The following is a 22,365-nucleotide window of genomic DNA, read 5'->3' on the forward strand; positions in this document are numbered from 1 at the left end:
TCCCGAAGTGGGGTTCCTGGAACGGCTCAAGCCGGTCGGCGGGCTTTCCTCTGAGCTTCCCGCCCGACACGGGCACGGCCCTGGTGGCCCTGTGCACCCGCCGGTTCCAAGCCCACGACCCGTTCGGTGGCCACCGCCTACTCGCTCCTCGCGCAGGGCTGACCCGGGCGGACCCCGACGGTGGCGTTCCACCGCCGGGGCCCAGCGGGACGCGGTGGTCAGGAGCGCTGCCACAGGGACGAGGCGACTTCCGGCGACCCCGTGCTCTGTGCCTGGTGGTTCTGGAGGCACTGGTAGTCGACGCCGGAGAACGAGACGGTCTCCCCCACCTCGTAGACCCGGCCGGGGGCCCAGGAGTCGGTGGAGGCGCCCTGCTGGGGCGCGGGCGTACCCGTGGCGCCCGCGGTCTTCAGAGTCAGCCCGAACTCCTCCAGGAGGGTGTTGACCGGCTGGAAGTACGTGGTGCCGCCGCTGTTGCAGTCCCCCGAGCCGCCGGAGGTGACGCCCTGGGCCTGCGTCCCGGCGACGAACGACCCGCCGGAGTCGCCGAGTTCACCGCAGACCGTGGTGCGGGTGAGACCGTCGACGGGGCCGTCGGGGTAGCTGACGCTCGCGTCGTGCTGCTCGACCGTGCCGCAGTGCCAGCCGCTGGTCGAGCCGGAGCGGCACACCGACGCGCCCACGAGCGCCTGCACCGAGCCGGAGACCTGGATCGTCGTGCCGGCCGCCGCCCGGACGGCGGCCGTGGCGGTCCAGTCGCTGTTGACGCCCACCCAGGCCATGTCCTTGCCCGGGAAGACCGAGGCCTGGAACACGCCCTGGTCGGTGTCGTCGAAGCCGGTCGTCGTGGACCCGGCCCGGCCGCAGTGACCCGCCGTCGCGAAGCCCTGCTGCTCGGCCTTGGTGACGGAGAAGCCCACGGAGCAGCGGGCGACGGCGTCGATGTAGTAGGCGTCGCCGCCGACGATGTCCTCGGTGGGACGGGGCCGCTCCGCCGACACGCGGATGCCGACGCCCTTGGCCTGGGCGCCGGCCGCCTTGATGAAGGCGTTCGCGGCGGACCGGCTGGTCGCCTGGACGACGACCCGGTTCGCCCTGACGTCGACGTACCAGACGGGCGTCTGCGCGGTGCGGACCCGGCCGGCCGCCTCGTCGAGGTCGTCCTTGAGGGCGAGCAGGCCGCTGAGGGGGGTGGTGACCACGGCTGCCTGGGCGCCCTCGGCGCGGATCGCGGGTACGTCGGCGGCGTCCGTGGTGGCGACCGTGAGGCCGGCGGAGGTCCTGCCGGTCACCCATGCCCCGGCGAAGCGCGCGCCCAGCGCGTTGTGCAGGCGGCCGGCCCGGGGGCCCGCCTCCGCCTCGTTGGCCAGGCGGGCGGCGGCCTGCCCGGCCGTGAGGCGCAGGTCGCGCTGGAGGGCACGCAGCACCTCCGGCGGGGCGTGCTCGGCGCCGATCGTGCGGGCGGCGGGTGCGGGCCGCGCGGCGTGCGGCGGCCCCGCGGCCGCGACCGCGGGGACGGCCGTCAGGACGAGGGTGCTGACAGCGGTCAGGGCGGCGCGGCGTCTGCCGGCGGCGGGTCTGGCGACCATGCGGAGTGCCTCCTCGGGAAAGGGTCGGATGACCCGAGGCCTTGCCCGTGGTGTGCGAGGAGATGTCGGAGGCAGGGGGGTTTAGCGGCTTCGGGGGACGGCCGGGGCTGCCATGTGCAGTACACGGAGCACGACGGCCGGAACCGCTCGGGTCCTCAGTTCGGTGCGGTGATGAAGGACTGGATGGCGGTGGCGGCGGCCCCGCGCGCCCACTCCTCGAAGGGCAGCGGCCTGGTCCGTACGTCGCACTGCGCGGCCGAGCCGAACGCGGCGGCCGTGAACGCTTCGCGGATCTGCTCGGCGAACAGGTCGTAGGCGGCCAGGCCCTCCCCGGAGATGATCACGCGGGCGGGTCCGAGCAGGTTGGCGACGGTGGCGATGCCCCGGCCGATGGCCTCCCCGGCCCTGGCGTACGCCTCGCGGGCGTCGGTGTCCCCGTGCCGGGCCCGGTCCACGGCCTCGGCGGTGTCGGCCACCTCGGTTCCGCCGGTCTCGCGGATGCGGGCGAGGATCGCCGCGTCCGCGGCGATGGCCTCCACGCAGCCGCGGTTGCCGCAGTGGCAGGGCGGACCGTTCGGGTCGACGGTGACATGGCCGATCTCGCCGGCCACACCGTGCGCTCCGGCGACCACCCGGCCGTGCACGACCAGGCCGCAGCCGATGCCCGCGCCGACCGTGACCACGGCGAAGTCCGACAGGCCCACGCCCGCGCCGAACCACTGCTCGGCGACGGTGAGTGCCCGCACATCGTTGTCGACGGTCACCGGCAGCCCCGTGACGGCGGCGGCGAGTCCGGCCAGCGGCACGTCGCGCCACTCCAGGAACGGCGAGTACCGCACGACGCCCTCCGCGCGGTCGACGTCACCGGCGACGGCGATGCCCAGGCCGGCCACCCGGACGCCGTAGCCGTCCGCCTCGGTCAGCAGTTCCCGCACCAGGTCCGCGGCCGTGGCGAGGACGCCCCGGGGTCGCGGCCGGCCAGCGGCACGCGCCGGGCGAGCAGGATCCGGCAGCACAGGTCGGTGAGCACCCCGATGATCTCGTCGCCGGTCAGCTTCACGCCGATGAACAGCGCGCGACCGCCGTCGACCCGGACGAGGGTCGCGGGCCGCCCGAGCGCCGGGCGGACCTCCGTGTCCGCGCCCGCCCCCGTGTCGGCCTCCTCCACCAGATAGCCCGACTCGATCAGGGGCCGGACGGCCTTGGTGACGGCGGCCGCGGACAGGCCGGCCCGCCGGGCCACCTCCAGGCGGGTGAGGGGGCCGTGGGACAGGACCGTGGTGAAGATGTGCGCGGCGGCGGGCGTGGCGGCGGGGAGCGTCTCGGTGTCGGCGGGCGAGGACATGGCCGGGAACCTACGGGTTTTTATTTTCCGCTGTCAATGAAAGAAACCCGGAAACCCTGAAGGCCCGCTGTGAGTTGCGGTTGCCTTTCGAAGCATCGACGCAGGTGGGGGCTTGACATGCGATCGAAGGTCAGGCTTGGCTTTGCGTCACTCCGTCACTCCCCTCGTCTTTCACCCAGTGAGGCCCGACACCGATGATCTCCTTCTCCCCGGACACCGGGATCTGGCTGCTGACCACCCCGCACACGTCGTACGCCCTGCGGATCGACGAGACGGGCGCTCCCCGCCATCTGGCGTGGGGGCCGCGGCTGACCCTCCGGGAGGCGGAGGGCCTCCTCGTCCCCGTCGAGTCGGCGGGCGACAGCTTCGAGGGGCTGCCGCCGGTGGGCGAGGAACTACCCGTCGACGGAGGCACCCGCTTCGGCCCGCCCTCCCTCCAGGTGCGCTACGCCGACGGCTCCCGCGCCTTCGAATGGGAGCCGGTGGGACACCGCGTGCACGAGCCCGCGCCCGGCAGCACCGAACTCGTCCTGGAGTTCCGCGACCGCGTCCACCCGCTGTTCGTGGAGCTGCACTACCGGGTGCGCGAGGACACGGACGTCATCGAGCGCCGGACCGTGCTGCGCAACGCCGGGGACCAGCGCGTCGACCTCCTGCGGGCCGACTCCGCCGCCTGGACCCTGCCCGCACTGCCCGACTACCGGCTCAGCCATGTCACCGGCCAGTGGTCCGCCGAGAGCCAGTTGCGCCGGGAGGCCCTCCCCTACGGCGAGACCGTGCTCACGAGCAGGCGGGGCATCACCAGTCACCACGCCAACCCGTGGCTGATGCTCGACGCGGGCGACGCCACCGAGGACCACGGGCGGGTGTGGAGCGCCGCCCTCGCCTGGTCCGGGACCTGGCGGGTCACCGCGCAGCGCACCCCCGACGGGCGGGCCGGCTGGACCGGCGGCGCCGGTCACGAGGGCACGAGCGTGCCGCTCGCGCCGGGCGAGGAGCACAGCACTCCCGTGTTCGCCGGGCTCTGCACCGACGGCGGGTTCGGTGCGGCGAGCCGCGCCTGGCACGCGTACACGCTCGCCCATGTCCTGCCGCGCGGCCGGGAGACGGCGGCGGTGCTCTACAACTCGTGGGAAGCCACCGGCTTCGACGTCGACGAGGCGAGCCAGAAGGCCCTCGCCGAACGGGCCGCCGCGCTGGGCGTCGAGCTGTACGTCGTCGACGACGGCTGGTTCGGCTCGCGCCGCAGCGACCGGGCCGGTCTCGGCGACTGGACGCCGGCCCCCGGCCGCTTCCCCGACGGTCTCGGCCCGCTGTCCGAGGCCGTGCACGGACTCGGTATGCGCTTCGGCATCTGGGTGGAGCCGGAGATGGTCAACCCCGACAGCGACCTGTACCGCGCACACCCCGACTGGGTCCTGCACATCCCCGGCCGGACCCGCAGCGAGTTGCGCAACCAGCTCGTCCTCAACTTCGCCCGCGCGGACGTGGCCGACTGGGCGTACGGGTGGCTCACCCGGCTGGTCGGCGACCACGCCGTCGACTTCCTCAAGTGGGACATGAACCGCGCCTTCAGCGAGGCGGGCTGGCCCGGCGCGGACCAGGGCGACGACCGGCTGTGGAGCGCGTACGTCACGAACCTGTACGGCGTCCTGGACCGGCTGCGCGCCGACCATCCCGGTCTGCGGATCGAGACGTGCAGCGGGGGCGGCGGGCGCGTCGACCTCGGCATCCTCGCGCGCACCGACCAGGCCTGGGCGTCGGACAACACCGACGCCGTGGACCGTCTGGCCATCCAGCACGGGTACGGGCAGGTCTATCCCGCCCGCACGATGTCCGCGTGGGTGACCGACGTGCCCAACCAGCTCACCGGCCGCACGGTGCCGCTGCGGTTCCGTTTCCACTGCGCCATGGCCGGGCTGCTCGGCATCGGCGGCGACCTCACCCGCTGGTCTCGGGAGGAACTGGCCGAGGGCGCGCAGCTGGTGGCCGAGTACAAGAAGGTGCGCCACCTGGTGCAGCAAGGTGCGCAGTACCGGCTGACCGAGCCGCTCGGCGACCGTCCGACGGTGGTGCAGTACATCGCCGAGGACGCCGCCGAACTCCTCGTACTGGCCTGGCAGTACGGGCCCCGGCACGGCACCCCCCGCATCCCCGTCCGCCTGCCGGCGCTCACGCCCGGTGCCCGCTACCGCGACACCCGCACCGGTACCGTGCACCACGCCACCGTCCTCACCGAGTACGGCCTCCTCCTCGACCTGCCGCGGGGCGACTGGTCGAGCACGGCGGTACACCTGGTCCGGCTGCCGACTCGGACTGAGACCGGCGCCGCGCCACCAGGACCACACGCGGCGCGCGCACGGCACCCGGCGCACCGGTGCCGCCGTGCCGTGCCACCGGGCCCACCGGACCGTGCCACTGACACACGGCACCGCCGGACAGACCGGGCCACGCCACCCGGAGGCGGCCGGCCCGACCCGATGCGGTGTCATGGCGCGGGCGGGGGCCGTGACGGCCGGTTTCCGGTCTCCGGTCGGGGCGGGCGGGCGCCGGGGTGCTACCGGGTGGCCTGCCGGATCCAGTGCAGGGTCCGGCCGAAGAGGTCCTCGACCTGCGCCTCGGGCAGGCCGTGCCAGACGTGGTCGGCGCCGGGAACCGTCCACAGGTCGACCGGGACGCCGGCCTCGCCTAGGCGGGCGGCCAGGGCTCGGCTGTGGTCGCAGTCGACCATGGAGTCGTCCTCGCCGTGCACCAGGAGGAAGGGCGGCGCTCCGGGCCGGACCTGGGCGACGGGGCTCGCCTGGCGGGCGAGTCGCGGCACCTCGGCGGGGGCCGCTCCGAGGAGCAGCGCCTCCGGGGTGTCCGCGGCCTCGGCCTGCCGGCTCAGGTCGCTCGGCGCGTACCAGGCGACGGCGCCTCTCAGCCGCGACGCACCTTCGGACAGGGCGAGCAGGGCCGCGAGGTGCCCGCCGGCCGATTCGCCCCACACGGTCGTCCGGTCGATGTCCGTGCCGAGTTCGGGGGCGCGCAGGGCGAGCCAACGCAGGGCGGCGCGCAGGTCGTCCAGCGGGGCGGGGAAGAGGGCCTCGCCGCTGAGCCGGTAGTCGACCGAGGCGACGGCCAGCCCGGCGGCGGCGATCCGGGCGAAGGGGCCGGGCTCCCAGCTCCGCATCCGGTACCCCATGTCCTCGCGCCGCCCCCGGCGCCAGGCCCCGCCGTGCACGAACAGCACGAGGGGGACGGGCGGTCGGCCGGGATCGTGCCCGGGCAGCCACAGGTCGAGTTCGAGGGGCCGCGCCCCCGGTACGTCCGCGTAGGAAACGCCGCGCAGGAGGCGGACCCCGGCGTCGAGGTGCGCGGCCGGTGGCAGCGGCGCCTCGTCCGGGTGGGGGGCCGCGATCAGGGCGCGCAGGCCGGTGGGTGCGGTCACGGGGTGCGCCACTGGTGGTCGGGCAGGAACCGCACGTCGTACCGCTGGGGCACGGTGGCGAACTTGCTCCGCTCGGGTACGTACGGCGCCGTGGGCAGGTCGGGGCCCTCGACGGGTGTGCCGAGGTTCTCGAAGAACCGCTCGAACGTGCCGCCGGGGCCCGCGGCCACGCCGACGATCCGGCTGCCGTGCCGCTCGATGCGGTAGGCGTGGGGGCAGTTCGTCGGGACGAATCCGAAGTCGCCGCTGGTCAGGAGCTTCTCGTACTGCTCCCCCGCGGTGTCTTCGACGAACAGCCGCACCGCGCCGTCCGTCACGAAGAAGACCTCGTAGGTGTCCGGGTGGAGGTGGGCCGGGATGGTGTCGCCCTTGGGGCCCTCACAGGTGAAGAAGTTGAACGTGCCCTCCGTCTGCTCACCGCCCGCGTACACGGTGAACAGGTCGGTGAACAGCAGGGCGCGGTCGCCCATGCCCCGCTCGATGAAGTACGGCTTGCCCGGGTCGGGCGGGATCTGCGAGGCACGGCGGTACTGGGTGGCGTACTCGATGGTCACGGCTCTCCTCGGTGGTGCGGCGGTGCGGTGGCCTGTCGACGGCCACTATGTCAGCCAGGCTGACATAGTGGTTCGGGAGCGTGCAAGACTTCGCTGACCCTTTCTTCGTCCGACCCTGGGGAGTGCATGAACGCCGGACGCCGCAGCCTGCCGCAGCTGCTGGGTGAGGCCCGTCGGTGGTTCGACGACGCCCTGCTGGCGGCCCTCGAAGCCGACGGCGCCGAGCAGGTGTCGTCCACCCAGCTGCAACTGTTCGCGGTCCTCGACGAGCGGGGCACGACGGTGTCCGAGCTGGCCCGCCGCATGGGCGTCACCCGGCAGACCGCGCACAAGGCCGTGCACACCCTGGTGACCATGGGCCTGCTGGAGCAGGTCCCGCACCCCAGCTCGGCCCGGCAACTGCTCATCCGCCGCACCCCGGCGGGCCGACGGGCGCACGAGCGGGCGACACAGGTCCTCGGCGCATTGGAACGCACCCTGGCCGAGCGGATCGGCGGGCGGTCCGTCGCGGAGCTGAGGGCCGTGCTGGAGCTGCCGTGGGGCGAGCCTCCGGAGCCTCCCGGGCCGGCGGGCTGAGACCCGCCACGCATGCCGACGGGGGCGCCCGACGTGTCGGACGCCCCCGCTTCGGGCCCGGCCCGGACGGTCAGCTCGGTGCGCAGGAGACCGTCGGCCAGGTCCAGTTGCCGTTGGCCTGCACGGTGACCCCGAAGCTGTTGCCGCTGCCGTTGGGTTTCGCCGTCAGCACCTGACTGCTGGGATAGCTCGCGCTGACGTTCCAGGTGGAGAGGACCTTCGCCGGGGACGGCACGTTCATCGTCACCGTCCAGTTGCTCGCCCCGCCCACCGACACGTTCAGGTTGTACCGGTCACTCCACTGCTGACCCGCCGACACCGTCGCCGTACATCCGGTGCCACCGCCACCGCCTCCGCCACCGCCCGAACCGGCGTCTCCCAGCGTGATGTTGGAGGTGCCGCTGCTCTGGTAACCCTCCGTGCCGAGGATCATGTAGTTGAAGGTGCCCAGGCTCATTCCCGCGCGGGCCCAGGCGTCGAAGTGGTTGCCCGTGGTGATGGTTCCGCCGGTGCGCTTGGACTGCCGGACGCTCCAGTACTGGTTGAAGGTGCGGGTGCCCTCGATGGAGGGGGCGTTGTACCGCGTGGTCTGGTAGATGTCGTACGTGCCGCCGTCGCTGGTGACGGTGCCCTTGAACGTTCCGGTGGGCCGGTAGGTGCCCCAGTTGTCGACGACGTAGTACTCGACGAGCGGATTGGTCGACCACCCGTAGAGCGCGAGGTAGGCGTTGCCGGACGGGTTGAAGGTGCCGGAGTAGGTCACGGCCCTGCGCCCGCCCGTGCTCCAGCCCTTGCCGGCGACGAAGTTGCCCGTGTTGCTCCAGGACGTGCCGTAGTTGCCGCCGGCGCCCAGGTTCATGGACACGGTGCCGGGGCTGTCGGTCCAGAACGAGTAGTAGTAGCCGTTGTCGGTGCCGGTCTGGTTGGTCGTGACGACGGTGTCGGCATGGGCCGGGACCGGCAGCAGCATCGTCACGACGACGGCCAGGGCGACGGCCCAGGCGCTTCGGGCGAGCGTGCGGAACCGCCCGCGACTGCGGCTCTGCGGATGGATGAACGCGGCCATGTGCGCGCCTCCTCCTTCGGGGGACGGGGAATGGCGAAAGTGTTGAGCGGTCCCCATCGGCAGTCAACAGTTTCGGTAGTCCTTTCGAAACCTTCGACGACATTGAAGGGTCTTCAGAGAGCTTGTTCTGCCAGATCAATGGCTCTCACCTGGTGAGTCCTCCCCAGTGGGCGACCCAGAGGGACCATCAAGGAGATCCACTGGGGCGACCTGTCGGGCACGAAACAATCGCAGAGCTTCCGGACAGGTCGGAGCCGGCGACGGCAACGGCTTCCCGACACGCGTCCCGTCCGTCACTCGATGGGGTATCCGTCGATCTTCGGCTCCGGCGGCCCGCCATGCTCTGAGTGCCTCCACGGCGACGGCCCGTGGGCATGGACACGGGCATGGACGTGGGCATGGGGGAAGCGGCATGACGTACACGACACCGCGCGGTCCGGCGCGCGAGGAGCAGGCATTGTTGCTGGCCGCCGGCCTGGCGGACCTGGCGGTGCGCACGGTCGGCTCCGCCTTCGGGACGCTGCGCGGGCTGCTGCGCCGGTCCGACACCGCCGACCTCGCGCAGAGCGCTCGGCAGGAACTCCAGGCCCGCGGCAGACTCGCCCTGGACCGGTACGCGAACGTGCCTCCGGCCCACCTCGAGGTGCTCGCCCGGCACAAGCTCGCCCGCGAGAAGCCCGATTCCGGCGATGTCTGACGACTGGGACGCCGCCGCATTCCGGTCCCGCGTCGACACCGTCCTGCGTGCCCGGCTGGCCGAGGAAGCCGGCCTGCTGGTGGCGGTCGACGAGGACCTGGAGCCGGTGGCCGGACGACTGCGGGACGCCGCCGGGCACGGCAAACGCCTGCGGGCCGCGTTCTGTTACTGGGGATGGCGGGCGTCCGGACAGCCCGACAGCGACGCCCTCGTGCGGGCCGCCGCCTCCATGGAACTCGTGCACGCCGCCGCGATCGTCCACGACGACCTCATCGACGACAGCCCCCTGCGCCACGGAGCGCCCACCACCACGTCGCCTTCGCCACGGCCCTGCGCGGACGCCCCGACGCCCGCCCGGCCGGCCGGTCCCTGGCCATGCTCGTGGGCGACCTCCTGATGTCCCTGGCCGGGCAACTGTTCGTCACCAGCGGCCTGCCCACCGCCTACCTCGGCCGCGCCCGCGGCCTGTGGGCGGCGCTCGCCCGCGACCTCGTCGCCGGTGAATGCCTGGAGATCCTGCGCACCGGCGGCCGCCCCGACACCGCCGCCTCCCTCCAGGTGATCCGCCACAAGACCGCCAAGTACACCGTGGAACAGCCCCTGTTGATCGGCGGAGCGCTCGGCGGTGCCTCGCCCGCGCTGCGCGAAGGCCTGTCCGCCTACGGGCTGCCGCTGGGCGAGGCCTTCCAGCTGCGCGACGACCTGCTGGGCCTGTTCGGCGACCCGGAGCGCACCGGCAAGGCGGGCCTGGACGACCTGCGCACGCACCGGCCCACCGCCCTGCTCGCCGAGGCCTGGAACGCCGCCGACCCGGCGCAACGCGAACGGCTGAGCGCTGTCCTGGGGCGGCGCGACCTCGACGACGGCCACCTGGACGACGTACGAGAACTGATGCGTCAACTCGGGGCGCCGCGACGGATCGAGCGGATGATCCACACGCGGGTCGAGCAGGCCACACGCGCCCTGGACGACGCCCCCGTCCCGCCGCGGGCGCGGCGCGCGCTCGAAGACCTCGCGCACCGGGCCACCGACCGCCTCCACTGACACCGATCCGCCCAGCCGCCCCTAGCCGCCCGCCGAGGAGACCTCATGACCTTCACCGAGACGTCGATGGACGCCCTGCGCGGCAGCGGCGACGAACTCGCCGACGCCGTCGTGGCCACCCTGTTCGAGCGGGGGGAGGTCGGCGCGTTCAACACGCTCATGCGCCATGTCTCCACCGCCGGCCAGGAGCCGCCCGACGGCCTGCCCGAGGTGGCCCGCGAGTACCTCCACGCCACGAGCGCTCCGCCGCACTGGGTGGACTGGACGGAGATGGAGAAGGCCCGGCTGTTCTTCATCGACAACAACGTGCACATCTCCACCGCGCTGTCCTTCGCGTCCATGCCCGCCTGCTACCTCGTCCCGCACGTGGCCCGGCTCCTGTCGGCCACCCACGGGCTGAGCTATCCGTCCAAGCGCATGGCGGAGACCGGCCAGTTCACCGTTCTGCTGATGCGGCCCGATGCCTTCGAGGCCGGCAGCCGGTTCATCCCCGCCGCGCAGAAGGTGCGCCTGCTGCACGCCTCCATCCGGCACCACCTGACGCGGGAGAACCGCTGGGACGCACAGGCGCTGGGGGTGCCGATCTGCCAGGAGGACATGATCGGCGGGCAGATGTTCTTCTCCCTGCTCGTCCTGGACTCCCTGCACCGCCTCGGCATCCACCTGTCCGAGGAGGGCGCGGAGGCGTACTTCTACGCCTGGCGCGTCGTCGGCGCCATGCTCGGCGTCGACCAGGACGCCGTGCCCCGGACCCTCCCGGAGGCCCGCCGGTTCCTCGACCTCTACATGACGCGCCACATGGGCCCGTCCGCCGAGGGCGCCCACCTGACCCGACAGCTCATCGACCTGTACGAGGACGTCGTCCCCGGCACGCTCTTCGACCCGGTCGTGTCCGCCCTGATCCGCCACCTCGTCGGCGACACCTGCGCCGACTGGCTCCAGGTCCCCCGCACCCCCTGGGACACCCTCGTCCGGGCCGTCCCCCACCTCCTGGGCGTCCTGGAGACGATCGAGGACCGCTCACCGACGGTCGGCTGGGCCCTGGACCGCCTGGGCCACCTCACCACCGTACTGGAGCTGTCCTCCCTCACCCGTGGCCGCGTCATGCACTACGCCATCCCCGAGCAGCTGAAGAAGGAGTACGGCGTCCCCGAAGGACCGGCCAGGACCGGCCGTTGGACACCGCCGCCCGCCACCGTCTCCTGACCGCCCCGTCCTCGGGCAGAAGCCGTCCGGACCGTCCGGGTGATCCGGGCAAGGGGGCGGGGCGGCGCTGACCTCCCCAGGTGCACCGCCCCGCACCACACGACGCACGTCTGCCCAGGAAACCGCGTCGCACACCAGGGAATCGCGGGACACACTCCGCGGCCGGCACCGCCGCTCGGGGACGGCCCCGATCCGAAACGATCGGGGTCAGACTGGTCCGAACAGAAGACGCCCTCGCCCCGCAGGAGTACGCATGCACCTCGACGTCGACGCGATCCGCGCGCAGGTCCCCGCCCTGAAGTCCGGCTCGGCCCGGTTCGACGCGCCCGGCGGCACGCAGACCCCGCAGCCGGTGATCGACGCCGTCGCCGAGGCCCTCGCCCACCCGCTGGCCAACCGGGGACAGCTCACGGAGGGCGAGCGCAACGCCGAGGGAATCGTGCTGGCGGCCCGCCGGGCGATGGGCGATCTGCTCGGCACCGACCCGGGCACCGTCGTCTTCGGCCGCAGCGCCACCCAGCTCACCTACGACCTGGCGCGCACCCTGGCCAGGGACTGGCGTCCCGGTGACGAGGTGGTCGTCACCCGCCTCGACCACGACGCCAACATACGGCCCTGGGTCCAGGCGGCCGAGGCGGTGGGCGCGACCGTGCGCCGGGCGGACTTCGACCCGGCCACGGGCGAGCTGGCCCCGGAGCGGATCGGGGAGGTCCTGTCCCCGCGCACCCGGCTGGTGGCGGTCACCGCGGCGTCCAACCTCCTCGGCACCCGCCCCGACATCCCGGCCGTCGCCGAGCTCGCGCACCGGGCGGGCGCCCTGCTCCATGTCGACGCGGTGCACTTCGCCTCGCACGCCACGGTCGACCTCGCCGCGCTCGGCGCGGACACACTGGTGTGCTCGCCGTACAAGTTCCTCGGTCCGCACCTGGGCGTCCTGACCGGCCGGGCCGCACTGCTGGAGTCGCTGCGCCCGGACAAGCTGCTGCCGTCCACCGACGCCGTCCCCGAACGCTTCGAGCTGGGCACGCTGCCGTACGAGTTGCTGGCCGGGGTGCGGGCCGCGGTGGACTTCCTCGCCGGGTTCGTGCCGGGGACCGGGCCCGACAGCCGCCGGGCGCGCCTGGTCGCGTCCTTCGCGGCGATCGAGGCCCACGAGGACGCGCTGCGCCGGCGCCTTGAGGCCGGGCTGTCGCAGACCGGCGGGGTGACGGTGTACTCGCGGGCCGTGCGGCGCACCCCCACCCTGTTGTTCACGGTGGCCGGTCACACCCCGGCGGACGTCTCCCGCCATCTCGCCGGGCACGGTGTGGACGCGCCCGCCGGGTCGTTCTACGCCCTGGAGGCGTCCCGCCACCTCGGACTCGGCGACGGGGGCGGCGTACGGGTCGGGTTGGCGCCGTACAGCTCCGACGAGGACGTCGAGCGGCTTCTGGAGGCGCTCGATTCCCTTGGATGAGGCGCCCTCGGGGACGTGCCGAGCATCCCGGATCGGCGTAGCGTCCTTGATGACGGAGGCGCGGCATGTCTGCGGAGGCGTGCCGCGCCGCGCGTGGAGCCGGCAGCCGTCCGCGAGGCTCCCCCCTGACGCTGGAGGTGCCTCGTGACCGACACGGGTGATCCGGCCGTCGACGGTGACGGCCTGGACGCCGCGTTCGCCGAGATCGTACGCCGCACCGGCGCGTCGATCGGCGCCCTCTACCTGCTCTCCCCCGACGAGCAGGTGCTCTGCCTGGACGTGCTGAGCGGGGCCCCCGCCGAGCTGGCCGAACCGTGGGCGCGGGTGCCGGTGGCGGCTCCGGCACCCGTGGCGACGCGGTCCGCGAGGGGCGCCTGGTCTGGGTGGGCAGCCAGAGCGAGATGGCCCGCTCCTATCCGCGCACCGCGATGGCGCTCCCCTATCCGCTGGCCCTGGCCGCCTCACCGGTCACGGGTGTCCGCCGCTGGGGAGCCCTGCTGCTGATGTGGCCGGCCACCCGTCCGCCGTACATGACGGGGCGCGAGCAGGGGAACATCGTGTCGAGCTGCCGGCGGCTGGCACGGCTGATCGAGGAGGCCGCCGAGCGCGGCGGGCCGCCGGCCGGCACCGGCCGGCCGCGGGTCCTGCCCAACGGGGGCGGGGCACCGGCACGCCGGACCGGCGATGGCGGCGGCCGACTTCGTCGAACGGCTGCCGGGCGGCAGCTGCGCCCTCGACCTGGCGGGCCGCTTCACCTACCTCAGCTCCGGTGCCTGCACGCTGCTCGGCCGCGAGGCCGGCCAACTGCTGGGCACGCTGCCGTGGCAGTCCCTGCGCTGGCTGGACGACCCCACCTACGAGGACCGCTACCGCGCCGCCGTGCTCAGCCGCGCGCCCGTCTCCTTCACCGCCTGCCGGCCGCCTGGCCAGTGGCTGGAGTTCCATCTCTTCCCGGACGACAGCGGCATCAGCGTCCGGATCGTCCCCAGCGGAGCGCGGCCGCTGCCCCTGTCGGCGCCCCGCCGGCCCGAGAGCGGCTCCGTGCCGTCCCGGATGGGCCAGCTCTACCAGCTCACGCACCTGGCCGCCGCGCTCACCGAGGTCGTCGGCGTGCAGGACGTCATCGATCTGGTCGCCGACCAGATCATGCCCGCCTTCGGCGCCCAGGGACTGGTGCTGTCCACCGCGGACGCCGGACGGCTGCGGATCACCGGCTACCGCGGCTACACGCCGCAGACCATCGAACGCCTCGACGGGCTGCCGCTGGACACGGGGTTCACCCCCGCGGGCGCGCCCTGGACAGCGGCATCCCGGCGTTCTTCTCGAACCCCGAGGAGATGCGGCGCATCTACCCCGAGGCCCCCCACATCAGCGGCAAAAAGGCCTGGGCCTTCCTCCCGCTGATCATCTCGGGCCGTCCGGTCGGCATCTGCGTCCTGTCCTACGAGCACCGGCACGACTTCCCGGCCGCGGAACGCGCCGTCCTGACCTCGCTCGCCGGACTCATCGCCCAGGCCCTGGACCGCGCCCGGCTGTACGACACCAAGCACGACCTCGCGCACGCTCTCCAGCAGGCGCTGCTGCCCCGCACGCTGCCCGCGATCGACGGTCTGCGGGTCGCCGCCCGCTATCTGCCCGCCACCCACGGGATGGACATCGGCGGGGACTTCTACGACCTGATCCGCCTCGACGACACCGCCGCGGCGGCCGTCATCGGCGACGTCCAGGGGCACAACGTCGCCGCCGCCGCGCTGATGGGCCAGGTCCGCATGGGTGTGCACGCCCACGCGACCCTCGGCACTCCCCCGGACAAGGTGCTCGCCGGAACCAACCGGCTCGTCACGGACCTCGGCCTGGAGCTGTTCACCAGCTGCCTCTACGCCTGCATCGACTTCGCGGGGCGGCGGGTCTCACTGGCCGGCGCCGGGCACCCACCGCCGTTGCTGCGGCTGCCGGGTCACGCCGCCCGGCCGCTCGACATGCCGCCCGGGCCTCTCCTGGGGATCGATGCCGACGCCGAGTTCCCGGTCACGGAGATCCCGCTCGTGCCGGGGCTGATCCTCGTCTTCTACACGGACGGGCTCATCGAGATGCCGGGCGTCGACCTGGAGGACTCGATGAACCAGCTCGCCGTGGAGCTGGACCGTGCCGACGACCGGGACCTGGACGCGCTCGTCGACACCCTGCTGCGTACGTCCGGCACGGCCGGGCAGCGCACCGACGACGTGGCCCTGCTGGTCATCCAGTACACGGGCCGCTGAGCGGGTCGAGGCTCCCGGTTCTCAGGGAGAACCGGTCAGAAGAGGCGCTCCTGCTCGTGTCCGGCGGCATCGCGCCGACGCGGCCGGGCCGCCGGGCGACGCCGCGCGGGCGCCTCGTCGCCGAAGAGGGGCACCGTCCCGCACTCGTCCGGCTCGGCCGGGACGGCGGCGCCGCCGGTACGGACGTTCAGCCGCAGCGGTGCTTCCCGGTCGAAGTCCCCCGGTGTCATGGCCGTCCACGCGCACCCCGGCTCCTCACTCACGCACCGCTCCCCTCCCCGGCGCCGCCGACCGGACGCCCTGGTACCCATCCTGCCCGACCGGTCCGGGGCCGAGGTGCGCGCGGGCCCGGCCCGGTGGAGTCTGGGAAGCGTGCCGCGCAAGGACGTAGGGGGGAAGCGGGGGACCGCGGAGGCCGGGGCCGAGGTGGAGGCCGCGCTCGACGAGCTGTACAGCACGCCGCCCGCCGGTTTCGTCTCCCGGCGCGAGGAGCTGGCCCTGCGGGCCCGCACGGACGGGCGCGCGGAGGACGCCCGTCGTATCCACGCCGCCCGCCGGCCCTCGCTGGCGGCCTGGACGGCGAACCTGCTGCGGCGCTCCCTTCCGCAGGAGAGCCGACGGTTCCTCGAACTCGGCGAGGCGCTGCGCGAGGCGTACGGCGCCCTGGACCGCGCCGGGATCAAGGAGCTGTCCGTGCGGCGCCGCAGTGTCGTCGCGGCGCTGTCCGGGCAGGCCGCGCGGCTCGCCGCGGAGGCCGGGCAACGGTTGTCGGCCTCGGTGCGGCAGGAGGTCGAGGCGACGCTCCAGGCGGTGCTGGCCGACCCGGGCGCCGCCGAGCAGTGGGCCGCCGGCCGGCTGGAGACCGCCCTCACCCCGCCTTCGGACCTGCCCGCCGGCAGCGCCCCGCCCAGCAGGGCGGCCCTACGACACCCGCGCGGCCCGCGGCCCGCGCCCCGGCGGAGGACGACCTCGCCGAGCGGCGCCGTGAACGCGAGCGGCAGCTCGCACGGGCCCAGGAGGCGGCGGAGGCGGCCGAGGGGCGGTTGCGCGAGCGTCGTACGGAACTGGCGGAGGCCGACGACCGGGCGGTCCGGGCGGGCGAGCGTCATGACCGGGCGGAGGAGGAGGTGGCCGCCGCCGAGCGGCGGCTGCACGCCGCGCGGGAGGAGCTTCAGCTCTCCCGGCAGGAGCGGCGGGAGGCCCAGGAGCAGCAGCGGGCGGCCTCCGACGCACTCACCCGTGCGGAGCGCGAGGCACGCGAGGCCACCCGGGAGGCCCAGCGGACCGAACGGCGCGGTCCCCGCTGAGCCGGGGCGGGGCCGGGCCTTGCCCTACGCGTCGTCGCCCGTCGCGCCGAGGTCGACGGTCCAGGTGCGGTTGCCCGCCGCCCGAGCCCGGATCGGTGCCGGTGCGTCCGGTGACTCGGGGTCGAAGTCCGAGGTGAGGGTGTGGGTGACGACGCCGCTGGTCCAGGCCGGGGCGCCGCGGTTGAAGGCGCCGGTGTTCCGGGCCACCTTCCATCGGAAGCTGACGCTGTAAGAGGCGAGCCAGTATCCGGCGGTCAGCTTGGACGTGGTGGAGAAGCCGGGATCGTCGTTGAAGGTGATCGCGTTGCGGTCGCTGACGATGACGGCGTTGTTGTACGGCGGCTTGTACGGGCCGTCCTGCTGCCAGGGCCGCTCGCTGGGAACGCCCTCGGTGCTGCGGGCCGGGATGATCTGGACGTTGCTGTCGGTGACCTCCTGCCAGAAGTGGTAGTTGCTGGCCGGGGACAGCGGGGCGCCGGCGGGGTTGTGCAGTGCCGCCGCCTGGGTGAAGCCGATGCTCTGGTCGGCGTCGAGGCGCTGGCTCGCCGGGCCGTCGTAGGCCGAGGTGAAGGTGAGGGTCGGCTTGTCGAGGTCGAAGACCTTCGTGCTGCCGCGGGTGGCGCGGCGGGCCGGCGGGCTGTCGCCGCGTTCGAGGCCGGCCGTGTCCCGGTCGCGCTTGGGAGGCATCCGCTGGACGGTGGTCCCGGCCGGGCCGGAGGCCTGCCAGGGCTGCCGTACCCGACCGACCGCGCGGGCGACGGCGGCATTGCCCGCGGTGCGCTGGAGAGCCGCCGCGCTCTCCGGGGTGAGGCCCGCCGTGCCGGGACGCGCCGCGTGTCCGGCCGAGGGGTGCGGCACGGGGAGGGGGGCGGGGCGTGCCGCGGTCTTCGTGGGTTCCTCGTGCGCGTGCACCCGTTCTCCCGTCTGAGCTGCTGTCGGTGGCGGCCCTCCGCCGTTCCGGGGGGTGCCATGCGGCTATCCGACCGAACCTAGTCAGGGCCGGGCAGGACCACAACCATCTGCGGGGGCAGGGCTGTTGGGACCCGCGGACAGTTCGGGGTGCCCCGCGGGACACGGGCGGGACACGGGCGGGTCAGGGGTGGACCGGCGGCTGCCACTCGGGCAGAAGGATCGTGGCGTCGTCCCGGAGGCGCCCGGTCGGTCGGCGAGGTGGACGACGGTGTGTGCGAGGCCGAGCGCCTTTGCGCAGCGGGCGACGGCGGCGGACAGGTCCAGGCTGGAGTTGACGGGGTCGGCGAGGAGGTCCCGCAGGTGCTCTTCGCCGGCGTCGGCCGACATGCCCTCACCCACCGCATGCTCGGGTTGATCACCTTCGCGGTAACTCTCACACCGCGCACCGGCCCACGCAGGTCGGCGAGCGGCTCGGCCTACCGGACGACGTCGACGAGGTGGGGCACCACGCGGGTCAGCCGGACGACGCCCCAGACGATCAGGAGGGCTCCGGCGGCCTCGGGGAGGAGCCACCAGCCGGTGCGGACGTGCTCGTCGAACAAGGTGATGCCGAGCAGGAGGCTCACGGTGGCGTCGCCGATGGTCAGCGCGGGTTGCGAGGCGACCAGCGGGCCGGCCTGGAGGGCGTTCTCCAGCAGCAGGAGCGCGCAGACGCCGGCCAGGGCGAAGCCGTACGTCTGCCAGGCGGTCAGGAAGCCGGGGAGGCCGGCGTCGGCCAGGCGTCCGGTGGCGGACTTCATGAGCGCGGCGGTCAGGGCGTTGCCGATCGCGGCGGCCGTCGCCAGCGCCGCCGCCCGCACGAGGGGTGAGCGGGTGGGGCGGGCGACAGCGACGGCGGCGGCCATCGCGGCCAGGCAGAGCGCCAGTACCGGGATCCAGTGCGTCATCGGAGCCTGGTCGCGGGTGCCGGAGGGCGCCGCCGACAGCAGGACCAGGGCCAGACCGGCCACCAGTGCCGCGACCGCCCGCCAGCCGTCGGCGGAGAGACGGCGGTGCAGCAGCGGAACGGCCAGCAGCAGCGCGAAGGGCAGTTCCAGGATGAAGAGGGGCTGGACGAGGGCCAGGGGTCCGTTGACCAGGGCGAGTGCCTGGAAGATCGCGGCACCGACGACACCGGCGACACCGACGGCCCAGGCGGGCCGCCTCACGAGCGCGCGCAGCAGCCGCAGGCCGCCGCCGTGCGGCACCGTGGCGGCGGCCTTCCGCTGGAAGGCCGTCCCCACGGCGTTGCTGGCGGCGGCGAGAACGGCGAACAGGACAGCGAGCACGGTCATGTGATCACCATGCCGCGATCGGCGGGCGGGGCGCGGGAGGCGGATATTGAGGAGGAGGGTGTTCCCGTTCCCGGGCGGGACGCCGACGGCCGGACACGGAGCGGGAGAGACGGTGGACGCGTCGAGAGAGCCGAGCGGGTCGTCCGCGGCGGGCGGGGAGGGCCGTACCGCGCCGCCGCTGCGCTGGTCGGTCGTGGTGTTCTGGCTCGTCCTCGTCACGGTGGTCCTGGCGGTGATCGGGGTCTTCCTGGACCGTGAGACCAGGCTCGCCCCCTTCCTCGTGGTGCTTCCCGCGCTGATCGCCGGACGCGGCAGCGTGCGCCAGACCGCCGTCGCGTCGGCCTGGGTGACGGTGATGATCGCCGGTGCCCTGTTCGACACCGCGGAGGACACGATCGGCGCGGCGACGGCCACCGTCGTCTTCGCGGTCGTCTTCAACGGGCTGAGCGTCGCGCGGGCCGCCCAGCGGGTTCACAGCGAGCGCGAGATCGCCCGGCTGCGGTCCGCGGCGGCGGCGCTCCAGCGGCAACTCCTGCGGCCGTTCCCGCTGATGACGGACCAGCTCATCGTGCACGGCCTCTACCAGCCGGTGGAGGAGGACAGCCGGGTGGGCGGCGACGTGTACGAGGTCGTGGCCTCGCCGTACGGCAGCCGGGTCTTCATCGCCGACGTCCAGGGCAAGGGGCTGCCCGCCATCAGCGCGGCCTTCTCGGTCCTCAGCGCCTTCCGTGAGGCGGCCATCGCCGAGCCCACCCTGACCGCCGTCGTCGACGCCCTGGAGGACGCGGTGCTGCGGCACAACTCCTTCGCGGCGCAGGCCGGCGAGAGCGAGCGGTTCGTGACGGCGCTGGTCCTCGGCATCGGCTCCGACACGGAGGTCCAGGCGATCAACTGCGGTCATGTCCCGCCGCTGATGCTGCACGGCGACCGGGACGGTCCGGTGCTGAAGGGCGAGCCGTGCGTTCCGCTGGGTCTCGACGCGCTCTCTCCTGAGCCCCGTACGGTCGAGTGGTTCTCCTTCCCGCGGGGCAGCACGCTGCTGCTGTGCACCGACGGGGTCACCGAGGCACGGGATCCGTCGGGGACGTTCTATCCCCTGGAGGAGCGCGCCGCGGCCTGGGGCGACGTCCGCCCCGGCGACCTGCCCGCGACGGTCCACCGTGACCTGCGACGCCACGCGGCGGGTACCCAGGGCGACGACACGGCGCTGATGGTGCTGCGGAGGCGACCGGCCGGCGAGGTCGACTGACGGGCCCCGGCGTGCCGCCTGGCGTGCTCCCCGGCGCCCGGGTCCGCCGCCGGCGTCGCTCGGCCGCGCCGCCCACACCGGTCGGCAGCCACGTGCCCGGTATGCGTAGAGTGTTATGTCCCGCGGCTGCACGCCATTCCCTTCCGGAGCCCTCATGCCCGCCCCGTCAGCCGGCCCGGACGGCGGGTCCGACGCCCTGTTCGGACTCGACGCCCTCGAGCCGCCCCCGCCCTCCGCCGGTCCGTCGTTCCGCGACTCCGACACGGCCCGTCGCCTGCTGCCCGTGCGGGAGATCCACGCCGAACCGGCAGCCGCCGCCTCGGCGCGCGGTCGCCAGATCATCGCCCGCTTCCCCGAGGCCCGGCTGATCGAGGTCGACTCCCACTGGCGTGTTCCCGGCCTGCACGGCAACGAGGGCAACGTCGAACGGTGGGTGCGCGTCAAGGGCGAGACACTCGTGCTGGGCGAGAGGAAGACGCTCGACACACGCCCCAACGGGCGCTCGGCGGACTGGATCGCTCCCGGCCTCTCCAACGGCTGCGCCCTGGCGTGTGCCTACTGCTATGTGCCGCGCCGCAAGGGCTACGCCAACCCCATCACCGTGTTCACCAACGTCGACCGGATCATCGCCCACCTCGGGCGGCACATCGCACGGCAGGGTCGCAAACAGGAGCCCAACCAGTGCGATCCGACGGCGTGGGTGTACGACATCGGGGAGAACGGCGACTGCTCGGTGGACGCCCTCGTCTGCGACAACACGGCCGATCTGGTGCGTGCCTTCCGCCGCTGGCCGACGGCCAAGGCGTCCTTCGCGACGAAGTTCGTCAATCCCGACCTGCTCGCGCTGGAGCCGCGGGGCCGGACCCGGATCCGCTTCTCGCTGATGCCCGAGACCGACGCCCGTCTCCTGGACGTGCGCACCTCACCGGTCGCCGCCCGTGTCGCCGCCGCGGCCGACTTCCTGGACGCCGGTTACGAGGTGCACTTCAACTTCTCCCCCGTCGTCCTGCGGCCGGGCTGGCGGGAGGCCTGGGGCGACCTGCTCCGACACCTTGACGACGTGCTGCCCGAGCGGGTCAAGCGGCAGGCGGCCGCCGAGGTGATCATGCTCACCCACAACCAGGGACTGCATGAGGTGAACCTGGGCTGGCATCCCCGTGCCGAGCAGGTGCTGTGGCAGCCGGATCTGCAGCAGGCGAAACGTTCCGAGAACGGCGCGTCGAACGTCCGCTACCGCAACGCGATCAAGGCCGAGGCGGTGAACACGCTGCGCGAACTGGTCGGCGTCCACGCGCCGTGGCTGCGCATCCGCTACGCCTTCTGAACCGTCCCCGGCCCGCGCTCCGCGCAGGGGCCGGGCGGTGTCAGGGCAGGGGCCGAGCACCCCGGTCGGCCCGGACTCCGGCCCCGAGCAGACCCGCGGGGCGAAAGGGATCCAGGGCAATGTCAGGGCAAGGGCCGGGCATCCCGGTCGGCTCGGCCACCGGCCCCGAGCAGACCCGTGGAGTGGAGGGGATCCGCTGCCTCCAGCCGCGGCAGTTCGCGACGGGCCACGCGCAGCACCACGGGTGGCAGCGCGATCCGGGCGAGCTGCGCGAGGCGCAGCCAGGCGGGCGCGTAGACGGCGGTGCTGCGGCGTTCCACGGCGCGGGTGAGCGCCTCCGCGACGGTCTCGACGGGGTGGACCCGCCGGGCGGGCCCCGGCATGTGCGCGCGCAGCTCCCGCAGGACGGCGTGCCGGTCGGCGTCCCGGATCATGTCGGTGTCGGTCCAGTTCAGGTAGGCGATACCGACCGCGACACCGCGGTGCGCCTCCTCCGCCCCCAGCGCGTGCGCGAAGGCCTCCACTCCGGCCTTGGACGCGCAGTACGCGCTCATCATCGGAGCGGCGCCGAAGGAGGCCAGGGAGGCGATCTGGAGGTAGTAGCCCGCCGTCTCCCGCAGGTCGGGCAGGAACGTGTGCGCAGTGAGGGCGCTGCCGGTGAGGTTCACGTCGACGACCCGGCGCCAGTCGGCCATGTCCTGCGTCGCGAAGGGGCCGCCCTCGGCGATACCGGCGTTGGCGACGACCGCCGACGGTGGGCCCAGGCGGGCACGGACGGTCTCCGCGGCGTGCCGGAGGGCCTCTTCCTCCGTGACGTCGGCCTCGACGGCGATGGCCGGTGTGGGCAGCGAGGCGGCGACGGCCTCCAGGGCGGGCCGCTCGTGGCCGAGCAGGGCCAGGCGGGCGCCGCGCCGGGCGAGCGCGTGGGCGTGGGCGGCGCCCACCCCCCCGCGCCGCGCCCGTGACGACGACGGTGCGGTTCTCCAGGGGACTGTGCGCCTGCGCCATGAGTCGC

17 protein-coding genes and 5 pseudogenes are annotated in these 22,365 nt (G+C 73.8%); 12 read left to right on the plus strand and 10 right to left on the minus strand.

Annotation, left to right across the window (positions count from 1 at the left end; translation table 11 throughout):
- Positions 1–218: 218 nt before the first annotated feature.
- Both BM536_RS36700 and BM536_RS36705 read right to left on the minus strand, forming a co-directional pair.
- Positions 219–1,589 (minus strand): alpha-lytic protease prodomain-containing protein, encoded by a 1,371-nt coding sequence (locus tag BM536_RS36700; protein ID WP_094104009.1) that lies wholly within the window; start codon positions 1,587–1,589, stop codon positions 219–221.
- A 155-nt stretch (positions 1,590–1,744) separates the two neighbouring features.
- Positions 1,745–2,934 (minus strand): annotated as a pseudogene (locus tag BM536_RS36705) (ROK family protein).
- Between the two features lie 194 nt (positions 2,935–3,128).
- On the opposite strand from BM536_RS36705, the pseudogene BM536_RS36710 reads away from it, so the two are divergent.
- Positions 3,129–5,243: pseudogene (locus BM536_RS36710) on the plus strand (alpha-galactosidase); the annotation flags it as partial.
- 248 nt (positions 5,244–5,491) lie between these two features.
- Here BM536_RS36710 and BM536_RS36715 read toward each other — a convergent pair.
- Both BM536_RS36715 and BM536_RS36720 read right to left on the minus strand, forming a co-directional pair.
- The gene (locus tag BM536_RS36715; protein WP_342748876.1) at positions 5,492–6,376 is read right to left on the minus strand and encodes an alpha/beta hydrolase fold domain-containing protein; all 885 of its coding nucleotides are present in this window, start codon (positions 6,374–6,376) and stop codon (positions 5,492–5,494) included.
- On the minus strand, positions 6,361–6,918 hold the full coding sequence (locus tag BM536_RS36720; protein WP_094104010.1) for a quercetin 2,3-dioxygenase: 558 nt from the start codon (positions 6,916–6,918) through the stop codon (positions 6,361–6,363). Before BM536_RS36720 ends, BM536_RS36715 begins: the two co-directional genes overlap by 16 nt.
- Before the next feature lie 126 nt (positions 6,919–7,044).
- Between BM536_RS36720 and BM536_RS36725 the strand changes: the two genes are divergently transcribed.
- Entirely contained in the window at positions 7,045–7,494 is a 450-nt protein-coding gene (locus tag BM536_RS36725) for a MarR family winged helix-turn-helix transcriptional regulator (protein WP_094104011.1), read from the plus strand.
- Positions 7,495–7,564: 70 nt separating this feature from the next.
- Here BM536_RS36725 and BM536_RS36730 read toward each other — a convergent pair whose 3' ends face one another.
- The gene (locus BM536_RS36730; RefSeq protein ID WP_073497393.1) at positions 7,565–8,560 is read right to left on the minus strand and encodes a glycoside hydrolase family 11 protein; all 996 of its coding nucleotides are present in this window, start codon (positions 8,558–8,560) and stop codon (positions 7,565–7,567) included.
- Between the two features lie 412 nt (positions 8,561–8,972).
- Here BM536_RS36730 and BM536_RS36735 point away from each other — a divergent pair, with 412 nt between their 5' ends.
- The 7 genes and pseudogenes from BM536_RS36735 to BM536_RS44555 all read left to right on the plus strand — a co-directional run bounded on the left by BM536_RS36735 (position 8,973) and on the right by BM536_RS44555 (position 15,224).
- A complete protein-coding gene (locus BM536_RS36735) occupies positions 8,973–9,257 on the plus strand; it encodes a polyprenyl synthetase (protein WP_073497395.1) in 285 nt (94 codons plus the stop codon).
- Positions 9,250–10,301, plus strand: a pseudogene (locus BM536_RS36740) (polyprenyl synthetase family protein). The gene BM536_RS36735 and the pseudogene BM536_RS36740 overlap by 8 nt, the downstream one beginning before the upstream one ends.
- Positions 10,302–10,346: 45 nt before the next feature.
- The gene (locus BM536_RS36745) at positions 10,347–11,507 is read left to right on the plus strand and encodes an oxygenase MpaB family protein (protein WP_073497397.1); all 1,161 of its coding nucleotides are present in this window, start codon (positions 10,347–10,349) and stop codon (positions 11,505–11,507) included.
- Between the two features lie 253 nt (positions 11,508–11,760).
- Positions 11,761–12,963: a cysteine desulfurase-like protein gene (locus tag BM536_RS36750; protein WP_094104012.1), complete on the plus strand. Its 1,203-nt coding sequence runs from the start codon at positions 11,761–11,763 to the stop codon at positions 12,961–12,963.
- A 144-nt stretch (positions 12,964–13,107) separates the two neighbouring features.
- Positions 13,108–13,467, plus strand: coding sequence for a hypothetical protein (locus BM536_RS44545; RefSeq protein ID WP_342748877.1), 360 nt, complete (start codon positions 13,108–13,110; stop codon positions 13,465–13,467).
- Positions 13,468–13,647: 180 nt separating this feature from the next.
- Positions 13,648–13,872, plus strand: a pseudogene (locus tag BM536_RS44550) (PAS domain-containing protein); the annotation flags it as partial.
- A gap of 20 nt (positions 13,873–13,892) precedes the next feature.
- Complete coding sequence (locus BM536_RS44555; protein ID WP_342748878.1) at positions 13,893–15,224, plus strand: PP2C family protein-serine/threonine phosphatase; 1,332 nt, start codon at positions 13,893–13,895, stop codon at positions 15,222–15,224.
- 35 nt (positions 15,225–15,259) lie between these two features.
- Here BM536_RS44555 and BM536_RS36760 read toward each other — a convergent pair whose 3' ends face one another.
- Positions 15,260–15,454 carry a hypothetical protein gene (locus tag BM536_RS36760; protein WP_094104013.1) on the minus strand — a complete coding sequence of 65 codons (195 nt, stop codon included), beginning with the start codon at positions 15,452–15,454 and terminating at the stop codon, positions 15,260–15,262.
- A 609-nt stretch (positions 15,455–16,063) separates the two neighbouring features.
- On the opposite strand from BM536_RS36760, the gene BM536_RS44560 reads away from it, so the two are divergent.
- A complete protein-coding gene (locus tag BM536_RS44560) occupies positions 16,064–16,531 on the plus strand; it encodes a hypothetical protein (protein ID WP_342748879.1) in 468 nt (155 codons plus the stop codon).
- Between the two features lie 24 nt (positions 16,532–16,555).
- Here BM536_RS44560 and BM536_RS36770 read toward each other — a convergent pair whose 3' ends face one another.
- The 3 genes from BM536_RS36770 to BM536_RS36775 all read right to left on the minus strand — a co-directional run bounded on the left by BM536_RS36770 (position 16,556) and on the right by BM536_RS36775 (position 18,777).
- Entirely contained in the window at positions 16,556–17,443 is an 888-nt protein-coding gene (locus BM536_RS36770) for a hypothetical protein (protein WP_094104014.1), read from the minus strand.
- 81 nt (positions 17,444–17,524) lie between these two features.
- Positions 17,525–17,830, minus strand: a complete 306-nt coding sequence (locus BM536_RS40515; protein WP_143651072.1) for a hypothetical protein — start codon at positions 17,828–17,830, stop codon at positions 17,525–17,527.
- Positions 17,831–17,919: 89 nt separating this feature from the next.
- Entirely contained in the window at positions 17,920–18,777 is an 858-nt protein-coding gene (locus BM536_RS36775; RefSeq protein ID WP_094104015.1) for a DMT family transporter, read from the minus strand.
- Between the two features lie 112 nt (positions 18,778–18,889).
- On the opposite strand from BM536_RS36775, the gene BM536_RS36780 reads away from it, so the two are divergent.
- Positions 18,890–20,026: a PP2C family protein-serine/threonine phosphatase gene (locus tag BM536_RS36780; protein WP_094104028.1), complete on the plus strand. Its 1,137-nt coding sequence runs from the start codon at positions 18,890–18,892 to the stop codon at positions 20,024–20,026.
- Between the two features lie 154 nt (positions 20,027–20,180).
- Positions 20,181–21,350: a spore photoproduct lyase family protein gene (locus BM536_RS36785; protein WP_073498985.1), complete on the plus strand. Its 1,170-nt coding sequence runs from the start codon at positions 20,181–20,183 to the stop codon at positions 21,348–21,350.
- Positions 21,351–21,472: 122 nt separating this feature from the next.
- On the opposite strand, the pseudogene BM536_RS36790 reads toward BM536_RS36785, so the two are convergent.
- Positions 21,473–22,358, minus strand: a pseudogene (locus tag BM536_RS36790) (SDR family oxidoreductase).
- Positions 22,359–22,365: the final 7 nt, after the last annotated feature.

Source organism: Streptomyces phaeoluteigriseus, from assembly GCF_001896135.2.
GTDB classification, from domain to species: domain Bacteria; phylum Actinomycetota; class Actinomycetes; order Streptomycetales; family Streptomycetaceae; genus Streptomyces; species Streptomyces phaeoluteigriseus.

What these genes read in the sequence shown, in the direction of transcription:
- BM536_RS36760 (WP_094104013.1), bottom strand. Translation starts at nt 15,454, where the DNA reads ATGACACCGGGGGACTTCGACCGGGAAGCACCGCTGCGGCTGAACGTC.
- BM536_RS36775 (WP_094104015.1), bottom strand. Translation starts at nt 18,777, where the DNA reads ATGACCGTGCTCGCTGTCCTGTTCGCCGTTCTCGCCGCCGCCAGCAAC.
- BM536_RS36735 (WP_073497395.1), top strand. Translation starts at nt 8,973, where the DNA reads ATGACGTACACGACACCGCGCGGTCCGGCGCGCGAGGAGCAGGCATTG.
- BM536_RS36750 (WP_094104012.1), top strand. Translation starts at nt 11,761, where the DNA reads ATGCACCTCGACGTCGACGCGATCCGCGCGCAGGTCCCCGCCCTGAAG.
- BM536_RS36700 (WP_094104009.1), bottom strand. Translation starts at nt 1,589, where the DNA reads ATGGTCGCCAGACCCGCCGCCGGCAGACGCCGCGCCGCCCTGACCGCT.
- BM536_RS36725 (WP_094104011.1), top strand. Translation starts at nt 7,045, where the DNA reads ATGAACGCCGGACGCCGCAGCCTGCCGCAGCTGCTGGGTGAGGCCCGT.
- BM536_RS36730 (WP_073497393.1), bottom strand. Translation starts at nt 8,560, where the DNA reads ATGGCCGCGTTCATCCATCCGCAGAGCCGCAGTCGCGGGCGGTTCCGC.
- BM536_RS36745 (WP_073497397.1), top strand. Translation starts at nt 10,347, where the DNA reads ATGACCTTCACCGAGACGTCGATGGACGCCCTGCGCGGCAGCGGCGAC.
- BM536_RS36785 (WP_073498985.1), top strand. Translation starts at nt 20,181, where the DNA reads ATGCCCGCCCCGTCAGCCGGCCCGGACGGCGGGTCCGACGCCCTGTTC.
- BM536_RS40515 (WP_143651072.1), bottom strand. Translation starts at nt 17,830, where the DNA reads ATGTCGGCCGACGCCGGCGAAGAGCACCTGCGGGACCTCCTCGCCGAC.